Annotated in this window: 12 protein-coding genes, 1 tRNA gene and 3 pseudogenes; 9 read left to right on the forward strand and 7 right to left on the reverse strand. The window is 67.4% G+C overall.

All coding sequences use genetic code 11. The features are described from left to right. Nucleotides 1–73: 73 nt before the first annotated feature. Together JHW48_RS18670 and JHW48_RS09755 are read left to right on the forward strand one after the other, a co-directional pair. Nucleotides 74–1027 (forward strand): annotated as a pseudogene (locus tag JHW48_RS18670) (transposase). Nucleotides 1028–1393: 366 nt separating this feature from the next. Next, a pseudogene (locus tag JHW48_RS09755) lies at nt 1394–2617 on the forward strand (IS3 family transposase). 409 nt (nt 2618–3026) lie between these two features. Here the strand turns inward: JHW48_RS09755 and JHW48_RS09760 are convergent. The 4 genes from JHW48_RS09760 to pdxH all read right to left on the reverse strand — a co-directional run bounded on the left by JHW48_RS09760 (nt 3027) and on the right by pdxH (nt 5006). Beyond that, nucleotides 3027–3103 (reverse strand) — tRNA-Pro (locus JHW48_RS09760). A gap of 64 nt (nt 3104–3167) precedes the next feature. Then, the gene (locus tag JHW48_RS09765) at nt 3168–3680 is read right to left on the reverse strand and encodes a DUF192 domain-containing protein (RefSeq protein WP_119886863.1); all 513 of its coding nucleotides are present in this window, start codon (nt 3678–3680) and stop codon (nt 3168–3170) included. Beyond that, nucleotides 3667–4245 carry a cold-shock protein gene (locus tag JHW48_RS09770; protein WP_119886872.1) on the reverse strand — a complete coding sequence of 193 codons (579 nt, stop codon included), beginning with the start codon at nt 4243–4245 and terminating at the stop codon, nt 3667–3669. Before JHW48_RS09770 ends, JHW48_RS09765 begins: the two co-directional genes overlap by 14 nt. Before the next feature lie 146 nt (nt 4246–4391). Further along, a complete protein-coding gene (gene pdxH, locus JHW48_RS09775) occupies nt 4392–5006 on the reverse strand; it encodes a pyridoxamine 5'-phosphate oxidase (protein WP_119886864.1) in 615 nt (204 codons plus the stop codon). Nucleotides 5007–5084: 78 nt separating this feature from the next. Here pdxH and fabI point away from each other — a divergent pair, with 78 nt between their 5' ends. The 4 genes from fabI to JHW48_RS09795 all read left to right on the forward strand — a co-directional run bounded on the left by fabI (nt 5085) and on the right by JHW48_RS09795 (nt 8088). Further along, entirely contained in the window at nt 5085–5915 is an 831-nt protein-coding gene (fabI, locus tag JHW48_RS09780) for an enoyl-ACP reductase FabI (protein WP_119886865.1), read from the forward strand. 10 nt (nt 5916–5925) lie between these two features. Further along, nucleotides 5926–6534, forward strand: coding sequence for a LysE family translocator (locus JHW48_RS09785; RefSeq protein ID WP_119886866.1), 609 nt, complete (start codon nt 5926–5928; stop codon nt 6532–6534). Between the two features lie 32 nt (nt 6535–6566). Beyond that, on the forward strand, nt 6567–7067 hold the full coding sequence (gpt, locus tag JHW48_RS09790) for a xanthine phosphoribosyltransferase (RefSeq protein WP_119886867.1): 501 nt from the start codon (nt 6567–6569) through the stop codon (nt 7065–7067). Nucleotides 7068–7200: 133 nt separating this feature from the next. Beyond that, a complete protein-coding gene (locus tag JHW48_RS09795; RefSeq protein WP_119886868.1) occupies nt 7201–8088 on the forward strand; it encodes a PRC-barrel domain-containing protein in 888 nt (295 codons plus the stop codon). Between the two features lie 54 nt (nt 8089–8142). Here the strand turns inward: JHW48_RS09795 and trpE are convergent, their stop codons facing one another. The 3 genes from trpE to JHW48_RS09810 all read right to left on the reverse strand — a co-directional run bounded on the left by trpE (nt 8143) and on the right by JHW48_RS09810 (nt 12739). Next, nucleotides 8143–9648 (reverse strand): anthranilate synthase component I, encoded by a 1506-nt coding sequence (gene trpE, locus JHW48_RS09800; protein ID WP_119886869.1) that lies wholly within the window; start codon nt 9646–9648, stop codon nt 8143–8145. Further along, nucleotides 9648–11501: a peptidylprolyl isomerase gene (locus JHW48_RS09805; RefSeq protein WP_119886870.1), complete on the reverse strand. Its 1854-nt coding sequence runs from the start codon at nt 11499–11501 to the stop codon at nt 9648–9650. The genes trpE and JHW48_RS09805 overlap by 1 nt, the downstream gene beginning before the upstream one ends. An 86-nt stretch (nt 11502–11587) precedes the next feature. Then, nucleotides 11588–12739: an aminotransferase gene (locus JHW48_RS09810; protein ID WP_419182416.1), complete on the reverse strand. Its 1152-nt coding sequence runs from the start codon at nt 12737–12739 to the stop codon at nt 11588–11590. Between JHW48_RS09810 and JHW48_RS09815 the strand changes: the two are divergent. The 3 genes and pseudogenes from JHW48_RS09815 to JHW48_RS09825 form a co-directional block, all read left to right on the forward strand. Then, nucleotides 12705–13229, forward strand: a pseudogene (locus tag JHW48_RS09815) (anthranilate synthase component II); the annotation flags it as partial. The gene JHW48_RS09810 and the pseudogene JHW48_RS09815 sit on opposite strands and share 35 nt — an antisense overlap. After that, a complete protein-coding gene (gene trpD / locus JHW48_RS09820) occupies nt 13226–14245 on the forward strand; it encodes an anthranilate phosphoribosyltransferase (protein WP_119886719.1) in 1020 nt (339 codons plus the stop codon). The pseudogene JHW48_RS09815 and the gene trpD, both read left to right, overlap by 4 nt. Continuing rightward, a complete protein-coding gene (locus JHW48_RS09825; RefSeq protein ID WP_119886718.1) occupies nt 14242–14877 on the forward strand; it encodes a uracil-DNA glycosylase in 636 nt (211 codons plus the stop codon). The genes trpD and JHW48_RS09825 overlap by 4 nt, the downstream gene beginning before the upstream one ends. Nucleotides 14878–14912: the final 35 nt, after the last annotated feature.

Raw genomic sequence — 14912 nt, forward strand, 5'->3', positions numbered from 1 at the left:
TACTATCGCCAGCTTTATTTCACCAATCACGTGAGGGATTCATTCCGAGTCTTTAGGGTGGTAGCTGGGATGCATGAGCGGACCGACACCCCCGATCTACCGAACCAGGAACTGGCCGGCCTATGACAAGGTGCTCAAGCGCCGGGGTTCGCTGACGATCTTGTTTGACCCCGAAATGAGCTGGGATGCCGCGCCGACAGCCAGGTGTGGCCCACAGCAGACCTACAGCGATGCCGCTATCCAGACATGTCTTTCATGAAGGTTCTGTTCGGCATGGCGCTCCGGCAGACGGCCGGGTTCGTTGAGAGCCTGCTGCGGCTGGTTGGCCTCGACTGGTCGGCGCCCGACTTCAGCACGCTGTCCCGCCGTCAGAAGACCCTTGGCCATCACCATCCCCATCGAGGGTCGAGGGGCCCGCTGCACCTGCTCATCGTAAGCGGCGTCTGAACCCCACGTTGTGTGGCTGACGCGCTGCTGCGAAGTCCTTTTCATCGGCTGATGCCCGCGCAACTGCGGGTCATCGTGACCGTGCGCCCAAAATATGCGTGCCGCAGGTGTGCAGAGGGCGTGACCCAGGCACCGGCACCCGCACACCTGATCGATGGCGGCCTACCCACTGAGGGCGCCTTGGCGCATGTGCTGGTCAGCAAATACGCGGATCGGCTCGGTGACCGCCGACGGCGCCTACGACACCCGTAAGTGCCACGTTGCCATCGCAGTCCGCGGCGCTCACGCTGTGATCCCGCCCCGCAAGAACGCCAAGCCATGGAAGACTGTCACCGCAGGTGCCATCGCCCGAAACGAGGCCCTGCGCGCCGCGAATTACCTCGGCCCGGCCCTCTGGCGACGATGGATCAGATATCACCGCAGGAGCCGCATCGAGACGAAGATGCATTGCGTGAAACTGCTGGGGCAGCGGCTCATGGCGCGGGACTTCGACCGACAGGTCGCCGTGATCCAGGTCCTCATCGTGGTCCTGACCAACTACACTGCGCTCGGAATACCCGTCACGGAAGCTGTGGGATAAGTCCGTCCGAGAAAAGGGAAACATCGGCGTTCAGCCGATTCGTGCAACAAATTCACTCATTCAGCGCCTCGACGCAGAGGTCGGCAACCAGCGTGTCGGAGATCCGTCATGCTCTATACATCCCGGTAACCTGGTCTTCTCAAGGTCCGATGCCTTGCGACCGCGCTCGAAGTCACTGGACGGGCTAACCACGGTGCTGTCGATCATTTGCAGGACATGAGGCACCGCCCCGCTTTCAAAGGTGGCTACGCAAATCTGAACATCCGGGATAAGTGGATTTTCCGCGTATGAGCCGGGCCTGAAATTGATCCAGTGGATCAATTTCCGGGCGATTGGGCAGCATGATGCTGCAAGCGAGGAAAAAACGTGACAAGACGACCGCGCTGGAACCACCGCCCGGCATTCAAGGCGAAAGTGGCTATAGCCGCGATCAAGGGGGAAAAGACCATGATCGAGCTGGCGCAGGATTTCGACGTTTAGCCGAACCAGATCAAGCAGTGGCGCGATCAGCTGCTTGAGGGGGCGACCGGAGTATTCGGTGAAGCCGCGAAAGCTGAGCCAGAACCGATCGTCGATGTGAAGACCCCACATGCGAAAATCGGAGAGCTGACGCTGGAGAACGATTTTTTGTCCGGCGCTCGACGAACTGTGCGGTGAACGCCATTGTTTCGAGAGAACCGTACACGGGCTTGTTGCCAACCGCAAAAAGATGATCGATCCGGCTGCAAAGCTGAGCGTCAGCCGCCAGGCCATCGTGCTGGGGACTAGCCGGAGCAGCGTGTATTACAAGCCCCGCCCGGTGTCGGATGCCGACTTAAATCTGATGCACCGCGTCGACAAGCTGCACATGGAGTCTCCGTTCGCGGGCAGTCGGATGCTGCAAGGCCTGCTGGTCTAGGAAGGGTTCACGGTCGGGCGGCTGCATGTTGCTACACTGATGAAGCGGATTGGGATCGAGGCGCTCTATCGCAAGCCGAACACTTCAAAGCCGGCACCGGGGCACAAGATCTACCCCTATCTGCTCAGGAGGCTGCCGATCACCTGGCCCAACCAGGTCTGGGCGATGGACATCACCTACATCCCCATGGCGCGTGAATTCATTTACCTCCCTGCCGTGCTCGACTGGTTCACCCGGCGCGTCCTGGCCTGGCGGGTGTCGATCACGCTCGAGGCTGAATTTTGCATAGAAGCCGTTGAAGAGGCTCTGGCGCATCATGGCACACCCGAGATCTTGAACACGGAGCATGGTCGCGCCATCGGTCCGAGCGGCCATGCGACGTCAGGGCAGCCAGTTCACGTCCATTGACTTCATCACGGTACTGGCCACGCTCAAGATCAAGGTCAGCGTGGATGGCAGGTGGTCGGCGTATACGCCGACGGCATGACAACGCTTTCGTCAAGCGCCTCTGGCGAACCATCGGATACGAGGAGGTCTACCTGCGGGCCTATACCAGGTTGTCCGAGGCTCGAGCCAGCATTGGAAAATACCTCGGCTTCTATAACAGCCGACGCCCACACTCATCACTTGAAGGGAAAACGCTCGATCAGGCTTACTTCAGCCAGCCCATGCCCGAGGCGGTAGCGGCATAAACGAGGCGGCAATCCACTTGGAAGACGCCCGGAACCTATTGAGACAAACCGAACCACCTCTGAACTCTTCCGACAGATCGCGCCGAAGAGAGCCTCCGCGCGTGCGGCAAGGCCAGGAACCAATGCAGGCTAATGCTCCACTGCGGAGAATCCCGTGATGAACAAGGTAATGGTTGCTCGATTAGCGCTAGTTCGGGGCGTGGACTCTCTGGAGGAAACGCTCAAAACGCCCATTCTTCGTCCAACATCAGGTCTCGTGTCCCACTCGCCTCCAGTTCAAATACCAGCTTGAACGAAACTTGCCACGCAGTGTGAATCCTTTGTGTCAACACACCCTTCAAACCTCAGTAGACAAAAACATGGACCACACTGGGAGGAGATAGTTCGATATCATAAAAAGCAAGAACGCTGGTCGGAGTGGAGGGATTCGAACCCCCGACATCCTGGTCCCAAACCAGGCGCGCTACCAGACTGCGCTACACTCCGCCATGGATCGCCAATGGACGTCCTGCCGCCTGCCATACCCGATGGGACAGGGGGCGAAAAGACCCTATTCGCAGGGCCAGGCCGCAATCCCGGGGTCGATGGCGGGATGGGCCAGCACCTGGCCGGGCCGCAGGCCGAGCCGCGCGGCCTCGCCGCCCGCGATCTCCAGCACGAACAGGCGTGCGGGATCGGGGTCGTCGGGCAGCGCGCCGGGGATCGGCGTCTCGTCCAGGGGGCGGGCATTGGGGTGGATGTGGCGGATCTCGCCCCGCGCATCCATGAAGATCATGTCCAGCGGGATCAGCGTGTTGCGCATCCAGAAGCTGACCTGCTGCGGGCGCGGATAGACGAAGAGCATCCCCTGCCCCGCAGGCAGGTCGCGGCGGAACATCAGGCCCCGCGCGCGCGTCTCGTCGGTATCGGCGACCTCGATGGCGAAGACCAGGGCGCGGTCGGGCTGGGTGCGGATCAGCGCGGCATCGGCGCGGCATTCGGCGGCATCAACGGCCGGGCCCGGGGTCTGGGCCGATACGGGCGCCGCAAGCAGCGCCAAGGCCAGAAGGCTATTCCGCCACATGCGACAGGATCTCGGTGCGGCGTTCGGCCTGCCCGGCCTCGTCCTCGGGTTCGCCGCTGTCCCAGGCCGCGATCTGGGCGGCCATCAACCCGCGCGGCCCCTCGACCAGGCGCAGACAGACCGCCTCGCCGATGGCCAGGTCGGCAAAGCCGGAATGGCGCAGGACCTCGATATGGATGAACACGTCCTCGGGGTGGCCGAAGACATTGGCAAAGCCGAAACCCTTGGACTTGTCGAACCACTTGACCCGGGCCGGACGCAGCGGCAAAGTCTCCAGATGGGCGATGACCTCCAGGTCCAGATCCGCGATGGGCGGGGTGCCGTCGGTTTCGGGCGGGGTGATCGACACGACCTCGGCCGCCTGCACGCCGCGGCTGGTGCGCTGGACCATGACCGAGACGCGCGAATGGTCCGCGACCGAGCTGCGCCCGAAATTGCGCAGGACGTTCGCATGCAGCAGGATATCGGGGCCACCCCGGTCATCCAGAATGAACCCGTATCCCTTTGCCGGGTCGAACCATTTGACCAGCCCTGTCACCAGGGTGAGGCCGCCATCTTCCGTCATCGCCATTCCATCGTCGTCGCACCGTTTCAAATTTTGACAATAGGTCGCCCCGCCTGCGACTACAATATGCCACTGCAACGATAGCTGCAAACGGAAGGGTTCATGACGGCCGTGGCGTCACGCAATTCACACTGGGCGAGATTTGTCTATGGTGACAATCGGGTAATGGTCCAATCCCCCGCATCCGCGCGGGTCCAGACAAAGCGGTCATGCAACCGGAAGGCGCCATCGGCCCAGAATTCGATCTGGCTGGGGACGATCCGGAATCCCCCCCAGAATGGGGGACGGGGCGGGTTGGTTCCATGCCGCAGACCCATCCGGGCGACCTCGGCCGCGAGGCTCGCGCGGCCCTCCAGCGGCTGCGACTGGCGCGAGGCCCAGGCCCCCAGCCTGCTTTGCAATGCGCGGCTGGCATAATAGTCGTCGGCCTGGCGCCCCTCCTCGCGGGTGACGGCGCCGCGGACGCGGATCTGGCGGCGCAGCGACTTCCAATGCATCACGAAGGCCGCCTGGCCATTCGCGGCCAGCTGCTGCCCCTTGGCGCTGTCGTAATTGGTGTAGAAGACGAAGGAGCCGTCGCGCCCCTGCCCGTCCACATCCTTCAGCAGGACCATGCGCACATCGGGCAACCCGTCCGCATCCGCCGTGGCCAGGGCGATGGCGTTGGGGTCGTTCGGCTCCTGCCACTCGGCCTCGGCCATCCAGGCCCGCACGATGTCGAAGGGATCGTCGCCTGCAAAGATACCGCTGCGGTCGCTCATCTGGGATTCCTTGTGCTTGATGCGGCAGGGCAGTTGGCCTAACACCGCATAAAGAGTTGAAAGCGCGAGGGACCGCTCATGTCAAGCGAGCAGAGGACCGGCCTGATGGCCGGCAAGCGCGGCCTCATCATGGGGCTGGCCAATGACAAGTCGATTGCCTGGGGCATCGCGCGGGCCTTGGCGTCCGAGGGCGCGGAGCTGGCCTTCAGCTATCAGGGCGACGCGCTGAAGAAGCGGGTGGGCCCCTTGGCCGAACAGCTGGGATCGGACATCGTGCTGCCCTGCGACGTGTCGGACGAAGGCTCGATCGACCGTCTTTTTGCCGATCTGGGTCAGTCCTGGGACCGTCTGGACTTCATCGTCCACGCGATCGGCTTTTCCGACAAGGAGCAGCTGCGCGGCCGCTATGCCGAGACGACGCGCGACAACTTCATGATGACGATGGATATTTCCGTCTATTCCTTCACCGCCGTCGCCCGCCGGGCGGCCGCGATGATGACGGATGGCGGCTCGATGCTGACGCTGACCTATTACGGCGCCGAACGGGTCATGCCGCATTACAACGTCATGGGCGTGGCCAAGGCCGCGCTGGAGGCCTCCGTCCGCTACCTGGCCGAGGATTTCGGCAAGGACGGCATCCGCGTCAATTCGATCAGCGCGGGCCCCATCAAGACCCTGGCCGCCAGCGGCATCGGCGACTTCCGCTACATCATGAAATGGAACGAGCTGAACTCGCCCCTGCGTCGCAATGTCACGACCGAGGATGTGGGCAAATCCGCGCTCTATCTGCTGTCGGACCTGGGCAGCGGCGTCACCGGCGAGACGCATCACGTCGATGCGGGCTATCACGTGGTCGGCATGAAGGCGGTGGATGCCCCCGACATCGCCGCCGTGGTGAAAAAGGACTGACGCCGGGCCGATGCTGCAGATCAGCGCGGCGGAGCTGGGCGTGTTCGTCGCCACCCTGTCGGTGGCGATCCTGTCGCCCGGGCCCGGGGTCATCGCGGTTAGCCAAGGCGCCTTTTCCCTGGGGCGCCGCCGGGCGCTGGCCTATGGCTGGGGCCTGGCGATCGGGGCCTCGGTCTGGTGCCTTTTCGCGCTGCTGGGGCTGACGGCGCTGTTCCGGATCGCGCCTTGGACGCTGACCGCAATGCGGCTGGCGGGCGGGGCCTATCTGCTGTGGATCGGCTGGCGGATGTGGCGCCATGCGCGCGACCCGCTGCCCGGGCCGGGCAGCCGCGGCATGGGGTTCGGCGCGGGGGTCGCGCTGAACCTGTCGAACCCCAAGCCCGCGCTCTTTTATTCCGCGGTGCTGCTGTCGATCTTTCCCGCCGCGCTGAGCCCCGCCGACAAGGGCGCGATCTATGCTGTGGCCTTGTCGGTCGAGCTGTTCTTCTATACCGCACTTGCCAGCCTGATGGCGCTGCCCGTGCTGCGGCGGCGCTATTACGGTTCGAAATTCTGGATCGACCGCGCCGCGGGGCTGGCCATCGCAGCTTTGGGCCTGTCGCTCGTCCTGCGCCCCTGAGAGACCGCGCCCGCATATAAGGAGCCACCGCCGTGAACGACCGCCTTCCCCATGAAAAGGGTTTCCACGTCAGCTGGGACCAGCTGCATCGCGACGCCCGCGCCCTTGCGTGGCGGCTGGACGGCACCGATTGGCGCGCGGTGGTCGCGGTGACCCGCGGCGGCCTGGTCCCGGCGATGATCGTCGCGCGGGAACTGGACATCCGCACGATCGACACGATCTCGGTCCGCTCCTACAAGGGCGTGGGCTCCGAGGCCGGTCAGGGCCAGTTGGAGGTGCTGAAGCATCCCGATGCCGCGCTGATGGGCGATGGAGAGGGGATCCTGGTCGTCGACGACCTGGTCGACAGCGGCCGCACGCTGGAACTGATCCGCGAGATGTATCCCAAGGCGCATCTGGCCACCGTCTATGCCAAGCCCAAGGGCAAGCCGATGGTCTCGACTTGGGTGACCGAGGTCAGCCAGGATACCTGGATCTTCTTCCCGTGGGATATGGCCCTGCAATACGTGCAACCCTTCCGCGGCGAAGATTGACGCCGGATCAATAGTTTGGGTTGAAACCGTCCCGCCCCCTGCCCTTGGGGCGGGAACTTCCCTGTTCGGATGCGCATTGTGCAGGCAATCGCGGGCCACGCCCGCACCATGCATAGCCAGACAGGAGACCACGATGCACAAGTTGCTTCTGACGACCACCCTCGTTCTGCCCCTCAGCATGGGCGCGGCCTTCGCCCAGGACACCGCGCCCGCGACCGAGCCGGCCGATGCCCCGATGACCGACATGGGCACCGCCCCCGCCGCGGACCCGATGGCCGATCCCATGGCCGAGACGACCAGCGACGATGCCGCCGAGGCCGCCGCCGCGGAAGCAGCCGCTGGCAAGGTCGAGGTCGAGCAGGCCGCCAATGAATGGCGCGTCGATTGGATCACCGGCACCACCGTGAACGCGCCCGACGGCACCTCGATCGGTTCGATCAACGATGTGATCATCAACGGCGAGACCGGCGAGATGAAGGCCGTGATCGTGGGCGTCGGCGGCTTCCTCGGCATCGGTGAAAAGCAGATCGCCCTGCCTTGGGCCGACCTCACCATCAATTCCGACGCGCAGGAGATCACGGCGGACCTGACCCGCGAAGAGGCCGATGCCGCCCCGGAATACGTCTTCCGCGACCGCGACACCGGCGCCGGCATGATGACCGACCCGGCGGGCGATCCTGCCATGGCCCCCGCCGCCGATCCGATGGCGACCGGCGCGGATCCGATGGCGACCGGCGCGGACCCGATGGCTGCCGAGCAGCCCGCCGATCCGATGGCGACAGGCGGCATGGGCGGCGAGCCGATGACCGACGATCCGGCCATGAACGACACGGGCATGGACGATACCGGCATGACCACGGAGGACACGCTGGAGACCGCGCCCGAGCCGCAGACCGAAGATGCGGCCATGCCCCCGGCCGATCCGACCGCCGATGGCATGACCAGCCAGCCGCAGGACGGCATGGGTGACGGCACCCAGGATCAGCCCGAGGCCGATCCGAACTCGCCCGTCACGAACTGATCCGTCACGCGGATTTTGCAAGGCGGCCCTCCGGGGCCGCCTTTCGCATGCGCCTCAGCCGTTTCCGCGCAGAAAGCGCGAGGCTTCCTCGGCGGCGCGGCGCAGGGCGCGGCTCTTGTTCACCGTCTCCTGGAACTCGGCCTCCGGGTCGCTGTCATAGACGACCCCGCCCCCGGCCTGGATATAGAGCGCCTGATCCTTGACCACCCCGGTGCGCAGGGCGATGCACATGTCCATCTCGCCATTGGCGGCAAAATAGCCGACCGCACCGCCATAGACGCCGCGCTTCTCCGGCTCCAGCTCGTCGATGATCTGCATGGCCCGGACCTTGGGCGCGCCCGAGACGGTGCCCGCAGGCAGCCCCGCCAACAGCGCCGACAGCGCGTCCTCGCCCTCGCGCAGCTGGCCCACCACGTTCGAGACGATATGCATGACATGGCTGTAGCGTTCGATGATGAACTGCTCGGTCGGGCGGACGGTGCCGGGGCGCGCCACGCGGCCCACATCGTTGCGGCCCAGATCCAGCAGCATCAGATGCTCGGCCAGTTCCTTCTGGTCGGCCAGCAGGTCGGCCTCCAGCGCGCGGTCCTCGGCCTCGTCGCGGCCTCGGGGGCGGGTGCCTGCGATGGGGCGGATGGTGACCTCGCCGTCGCGCAGGCGGACCAGGATCTCGGGGCTGGCGCCCACGATCTGGAACCCGCCCAGGTTCAGAAAGAACATGAAGGGCGACGGGTTCGTGCGCCGCAGCGACCGATAGAGCGCGAAGGGCGGCAGCGGGAAATCCATCCGCCAGCGCTGGCTGGGCACGACCTGGAAGATGTCGCCCGCTCGGATATAGTCCTTGGCCTTCTCGACCGCGGCCAGGTAATCCTCATGGCCGAAATTCGACACGGGCGCGCCGATCCGGCGTTCGTCGCCCAAGGCGCGCGGCTCGGATGGCTGGCGGTCCAGCGATTTCAGCGCATCCATGACCCGTTCGGCGGCGCGGGCATAGGCGGCGCGGGCATTGTCGGTCCCGTCATGCCAAGCGGGCGCGCAGAGCGTCACCTCGCCCTTGACCCCGTCCAGCACCGCCACGACCGAGGGCCGCATCAGCATCGCATCCGGCAGGTCCAGCGGGTCGGGATTGACATCGGGCAGGTCCTCGACCAGCCGGATCATGTCATAGCCCAGATAGCCGAACAGCGCGGCCGCGACCGGGGGCACGCCCTCGGGCATGGTCTCGATCCGGCTTTCGGCGATCAGCGCGCGCAGGCTGTCCAGCGCCGGGCGCGGATCGTCCTGGAAATCGTCGGAGAACCGCGCCTGCCGGTTCAGCGTCGCCCGACCGTCGCGGCATTGCCAGATGAGGTCCGGCTTCATCCCGACGATGGAATAGCGCCCGCGCAACTCGCCGCCGGTGACGGATTCCAGCATGAAGCTCTGGGGTCCGGCCTCGGCCAGCTTCAGCATCAGGCTGACCGGCGTGTCCAGGTCCGCGGCCAGCCGGATCGTCACCAGCTGGTTGCGGCCCGCGTCCCATTCCGCTTGGAAGGCGGCGAAATCCGGGGTCATCTGCATCACTGGACCTGGGCGTTGATCGCGTTGATGGCCGACTGATTGACCGAGATCTGCGATTCCCGCTGCGCATGGCGGGCGTAGAAATCGAAAAGGTCGATCTGCAGCGACTGGTTCAGGCGGGCGCGCACCCCGGCCAGGATGTCGGCGGCGTCATCGCCGGACAGGTCCGCGTCATTGACCTGATCCAGCCGGACCAGGAACACCCGGTCGCCCGCATCCACGGCCTCGGCATCGCCCGGCTCGTCCAGTTCGAAGGCCCGGGCCAGCAGCTGCGGCGGCAGGCCGTCCATCCATTCGTTGCGCGACAGGCCCTCCTCCAGCGTCCAGTCCATCGCGTCCTCCATGCCTTCGGAATTCGCGGCCAGGCCGATCTCGCCCGCGCGGGCCAGCAGCAGGCGCTGGACCTCGGCACGGCGCCAATCGGCCAGGACCTCGGCCTCGACCTCCTCGAAGGGGCGCAGGGTCGGGGGGACGACCTCGTCCAGGCGCAGGGCGAAGACGCCGCCATCGGCCAGTTCGAAGATCTGCGGGAAATCGGTGGTGCCGATCTCGGCCGCGCGGTCGCGGAAGGCGGTATAGCCCGCGATGCTGCCCTCGGCCGGTTCGGCCTCGGCGGACCAGTCGATCCGGCCCAGCTGCAGCTCGGACTGTTCGGCCAGCTCCTCCAGCGTGGCGCCGCCGGCCAGGATATCCTCGTATTCCAGGGTGCGGGCCTGGATCTGGCGGGCGGCGGCGGACAGCGCCGCCTCGCCGCGCAGATCGTCGCGGGCCTCCTCGAAGGGGATGTCGACGGGGTCCATGATCGCGTTCACGGAAAACAGCGCCGGGCCCAGATCGGTCTGGATGGGACCGATCACGCCGGTCTCCTCGGCGGCAAAGACCGGCTCGCCCGCGCTGCCCAGATTGGCGGCGGTCACCTCGCCCAGGTCCACGTCGTCCAGGCTGAGCCCGCGCTGGATCACGAAGGCCTCGAAGGGCTGTTCGCCCGCGTCGATGGCGGCGCGGGCGGCCTCGGCGGCCTCGGCATCGGGAAAGACCAGGCGGCTGACCAGGCGGCGCTCGGGGCGCTGGAACTGGGCGATGTTCTGGTCATAGACCGCACGCAGCGCCTCCTCGTCCAGCTGCACCTCGCGCGACAGCATGTCGGGCGTGATCCAGGCATAGGTGATGGCGCGGGTCTCAGGCGCGGTGAAGCGGTCGCCATTGGCCTCGTGCCAAGCGCGCAGCGTCGCCTCGTCGGGCTCGGCCACGGGTTCGGGCAGGTCATCCTCGGTCAGCTCGATCCAGGCGATGTCGCGGGTCTCGAGCAGCCAGCGCGCGGTCTGGTCGACCATCGGCGCGGGTGCCGCGACGCCGCCGGTCACGGCGCGCTGAAGCATCAGCCGGGCCTCGTCCTCGCGCACGGTCCGTTCGAACTCGGCCTCGGTCAGGCGCTCGCGGCGCAGGATCTCGGAATAGGCGGCGCGGTCGAAATTGCCGGTCGGGCCGCGGAAGGCACCGGCCTGCATGATGGTCTGGGCCACCTGCTGGTCGCCCACCGACACGCCGATGCGGCGCGCCTGTTCGGCCAGGGCCGCGGATGCGATCAGGTTGGCCTGGACCATCTGCGGAAGCCCCATCTGCTGGGCCTGCTGCATGGTGACGGGCTGGCCGGTCTGCTGGGCGATGGCGCGCAGCTCCGATTGCAGGGCGCGGGCATAGTCGTCGGCCGTCACCTTGGTCTCGCCGACCGAGGCGACCTCGGACGATCCGCCCGAGAAGCTGGTGACGCCGAAGCCGCCCAGCCCCAGCACCATCAGACCCATCAGGATCCAGACGACGGTCGATTTGCCCTTGGTTCTGAGCTTTGACATGGCGCGGCCTTCCTCGTGGTCGTGTCAGGCCCGTCTTTAGGGCGCGGGCGCGCGACCCACAAGTGGATCGCGCCATGGAAAACCGGTCAGGCCAGCCCCGCCAGCCGTTCCGCCAGCCGCCCGATCCCCGCCGCGTCGACATTGGCGAAGGCAATGCGCAGGTGGCGCAGCCCCACCGCGTCGCCTTGGGGCGTGAACATCGTGCCGGGCAGGGCCAGCACGCCCGCCTCTGCCACCATCCGCTGCGCCAGCGCGTCCGAGGGCATGTCGAACGGGTGTTCGACCCATGCGAAATAGGCGCCCGCGCTTTTGACCCGCCAGCCCTCCAGCCCCGCGAAGGCCGCGCGGCAGGCATCGCGCCGGGCCAGGACCTCGTGCCGTTCGCCCGCCAGCCAGTCGTCCAGATGCGCCATCCCCCAGACCGCGCCCACCTGGCCCAGCTGACCGGGCGAGATGGCGACCGTGTCGAGGAACTTCTCGACCTGGGCCAGCCGGTCCTGCCCCGCGATCAGCGCCCCCACCCGGTGCCCGGTCAGCCGATAGGCCTTGGAGAAGCTGTAGAGCTGGATGACGCTGTCCTGCCAGTCGTCGCGGGTCAGCAGGTCATGGGGCGCCCCCGTGCGGCTGTCGAAATCGCGATAGGTCTCGTCCAGGACCAGGACCAGCCCGCGCCGCCGCGCCAGATCGTGGAACCGCGCGACCAGCGCCGCCGGATATTCCGCGCCTGATGGGTTGTTCGGCGTCACCAGCACGATGGCCCGGGTGCGCGGGCCGATCAGCGCCTCGGCCCGGTCGGGATCGGGCAGCATGTCATCCCCGCAGGCCAGCGGGCGGCAGGCGATGCCCGCCATGTCCAGCCACATCTTGTGGTTGAAATACCACGGCACCGGCAGGATCACGTCATCCCCCGCCCCGGCCAGCGTGGCGATCGCCGCGCAGAAGGCCTGGTTGCAGCCTTGGGTGATCGCCACATGCCCCGGCAGCACCGTCCCCCCATAGGCGGCCGAGAACCGCGCCGCCACCGCGTCCCGCAGGTCGTCATTGCCCAAGACAGGGCCATAGAGATGTGCCTCGGGCCGGTTCAGCGCCGCCTCGGCGATGGCGCGGCGCAGCCCCTCGGGCGGGGGATCGACGGGGGCCGCCTGGCTGACATTGATCAGCGGGCGGTCGGGGGCGAAGGTCACGCCCCGCAGCCAGCGGCGCGGGGCCGAGGTGACGGTGCGCCGCAACGACCAGATCACCGTGGACGAGGCGCTGGAGATGGCCCCGGAGGGGATCGTGATCTCGCCCGGGCCCTGCGATCCGGCGCAGGCGGGGATCTGCGTGGACCTGATCCGCGCCTGCGCCGAGCGCCGCCTGCCGCTTTTCGGGGTGTGCCTGGGGCATCAGGCCATCGGCGAGGCCTTCGGCGGGCGCATCGTGCGCGCCACCCGCATCCTGCACGGCAAGGTGGACGACATCCGCCATGAAGGCAGCGGGGTCTTTGCGGGCCTGCCCTCGCCCATCAAGGCCACGCGCTATCATTCCTTGACGGTCGAGCCCGAGACCCTGCCCGACTGCCTGCGGGTCACGGCCACGTCCGATGACGGGACGATCATGGGGCTGGTCCATCGCGACCTGCCGATCGAGGGCGTCCAGTTCCACCCCGAATCCATCGCCTCGGAAAACGGCCATGACATGATCCGCAGCTTCCTGGCCCGCTGCGCCCCGAAAAAGGACGCGGCATGACCGACATCCGCCCGCTGATCGGCCTGGCCGCGACCCGCCCGCTGACCGGCCCCGAAGCCGAGGCCGCATTCGCCGCGCTGTTCGACGGCGCCGCCACCCCCGCCCAGATCGGCGGGCTGCTGATGGCGCTGCGCGTGCGCGGCGAGACCGTGGACGAGATCGCCGCCGCCGCCCGCGCCATGCGCGCCCGGATGATGCGCATCACCGCCCCCGACGGCGCGATGGACATCGTGGGTACGGGCGGCGACGGCAAGGGCACGCTGAACATCTCGACCGCGACGGCCTTTGTCGTGGCGGGGGCGGGCGTGCCCGTGGCCAAGCATGGCAACCGCAACCTGTCGTCGAAATCGGGGGCGGCGGATGCACTGGTCCAGATGGGCATCAACGTGATGGGCGGCCCCGCCGTCGCGCAGCAGGCGCTGGACCGGGCGGGGATCTGTTTCATGATGGCGCCGATGCACCATCCCGCGATGCGCCATGTCGGCCCGCCCCGGGCCGAGCTGGGGACGCGCACCGTCTTCAACCTGCTGGGGCCGCTGACGAACCCGGCCTCGGTCCGGCGTCAGCTGACGGGCGCCTTCGCCGCCGAATGGCTGCGCCCCATGGCCGAGGTGCTGCGCGACCTGGGATCGGACGGCGCGTGGCTGGTCCATGGCGGCGACGGCACGGACGAGCTGTCGATCGCCGAGGACAGCCGCGTCGTCGCGCTGAAGAACGGGCGGATCACCGAATTCACCGTCCGCCCCGAGGATGCGGGCCTGCGCCGCCACCCCTTCGCCGACATCGTGGGGGGCGAGCCCGCCCAGAACGCCGCCGCCTTCCGCGCGCTGCTGGACGGGCAGCCTGGCGCCTATCGCGACGCGGTGCTGCTGAACGCGGCGGCGGCGCTGGTCGTGGCCGAGCGCGCAGAGACGCTGAGCGACGGCGTCGCCTTGGCCCGGCAGTCGCTGGACAGCGGCGCCGCGCGCGACCGCCTGGCCGCCCTGGCCCAGGTCACCGGCGCGCCCGAGACGTGACCCCGCCCGAGGCCTGGGCCGACCTGCCCTTCTTCCGCGACGACTGGCCCGCGATTCGCGACCGGCTGGCGGGCACGGATTTCCTGCCCGGCCCCGACCGGATATTCGCCGCGCTGGAGGCGACGCCGCCCGCGCGCATCCGCGTCGTGATCCTGGGCCAGGACCCCTATCCCACGCCCGGCCATGCCAACGGGCTGGCATTCTCGGTCACGCGGGACACGGCGCTGCCGCGGTCGCTGGCCAATATCTATCGCGAGATGCAGGATGATCTGGGCGCCCGCCCCGCGACCGGCGATCTGTCGGGATGGGCGCGCCAAGGGGTCCTGCTGCTGAACACCGCCCTGTCGGTGCCGCCCGGCCAGGCGGGGGCGCATGCGGGCTGGGGCTGGGGGGCGCTGGCCCGTCAGGCCGTCGCCCGCGCGCAGGCGCATGGCCCGCTGGCCTTCCTGCTGTGGGGGCGGCATGCCCAGCAGGCGCTGGCCAGCCTGCCCCGGCCGGAGGATCTGGTGATCGCCACCGCCCATCCCTCGCCCCTGTCGGCGCGGCGGGGGTTCTTCGGCTCGCGCCCCTTCTCGCGGATCAACGGCTGGCTGAAGGCCCAAGGCCGCGCGCCCATCGACTGGACCGGCTGACGTGCCCCCTTTCCGCCATCCGACCGAGGCGCTAT

Origin of the sequence: Paracoccus aestuarii, from assembly GCF_028553885.1 — a bacterium.
GTDB classification, from domain to species: Bacteria; Pseudomonadota; Alphaproteobacteria; order Rhodobacterales; family Rhodobacteraceae; genus Paracoccus; species Paracoccus aestuarii.